A 1,222-nucleotide genomic window follows, 5' to 3' on the forward strand; every position below is an offset into this window, starting at 1 on the left:
TGAATAGCCCCGAGATTTGTAGACACCTTCTTTCCTAATTTTGAGGCAAGAAGAGCATCATGAGCAAATCGAATTTCAGCGAAGAGTTTAAGCGGGACGCGGTGCGTCAGATCACGGAACGGGGCTATCCGGTTGCGGAGGTTTCGCAGCGGCTGGGTGTGAGCCCGCACTCACTCTATGAGTGGAAGAAGAAGTTCTCCTCCGTGTCTGGCAACCAGGGCAGCGACCAGGCCGACGAGATCAGGCAGCTTAAAAAGGAATTGGCGCGTGTCACCGAGGAGCGCGACATATTAAAAAAAGCGACCGCGTATTTCGCCAGGGATGCAAAGTGAAGTACGCGTTCATTGCACAGCATCAGCAGCGATTTTCGGTGCGGACGATGTGCCGCCTGTTGCGCATCCACCCCAGCGGCTTTTACGCTTGGCTCCGGATACCCTTGAGCAAGCGTGCCTGTGAGGACAAGCGCCAGATCGATCTGCTCCAGACGGCCTGGGAAGAGAGTGGCAGGGTCTACGGGTATCGCAAGCTTCATGACGACCTGCTCGATCACGGCGAGACATGCTGCCCCAACCGGGTTGCGCGTCTGACGCGGATTGCCGGGATAAAGGCTCAGATCGGCTACAAGCGACGTCCCGGAGTTTACGGCGGCAGGCCATCCATTGTCATCGACAACACGCTGGCTCGGCAATTCGACGTTGCTGCTCCGGACAAGGCGTGGGTCACTGACATCACCTACATCCGGACCAGCGAAGGCTTCGCCTATCTCGCGGTGGTGATCGATCTCTATTCTCGCCGTGTCATCGGCTGGTCGATGCAGAACCGTCAGACAACAGATGTCGTGCTGCAGGCGTTGCTGATGGCTGTCTGGAGGCGGAAACCAAAGGAAAAGGTTCTGGTGCATTCGGATCAGGGATCACAATTCACCAGCATGGACTGGGCAGCGTTCCTCAAGCACCACAATCTGGTTCACTCGATGAGCCGACGGGGCAACTGCCATGACAATGCCGTGGCTGAGAGCTTCTTCAATCTGTTGAAGCGGGAGCGAATACGCCGAAAGGTCTATCGCTCAAGAGACGAAGCAAGGCAGGACGTGTTCGATTACATCGAGATGTTCTACAACCCGAAGCGCAAGCATGTCAGAAACGGGATGCTGTCGCCCGTCGAGTTCGAAAGGCAGCAGAAAACGTAACCCGAGGGTGTCTACGAAACTCGGGGCTATTCA

At 56.1% G+C, this 1,222-nt stretch carries 1 protein-coding gene; it reads left to right on the forward strand.

Annotation, left to right across the window (positions count from 1 at the left end; translation table 11 throughout):
- The first annotated feature begins 59 nt into the window (after positions 1-59).
- Positions 60-1,189 (forward strand): IS3 family transposase gene (locus ACODTZ_RS36095; protein WP_203431583.1). Its coding sequence is split into 2 segments (ribosomal slippage): positions 60-303 and positions 303-1,189, totalling 1,131 coding nucleotides; the frame shifts between segments, so codons are not numbered across the junction.
- Positions 1,190-1,222: the final 33 nt, after the last annotated feature.

It is taken from the genome of Rhizobium sp. FG113, assembly GCF_057809895.1.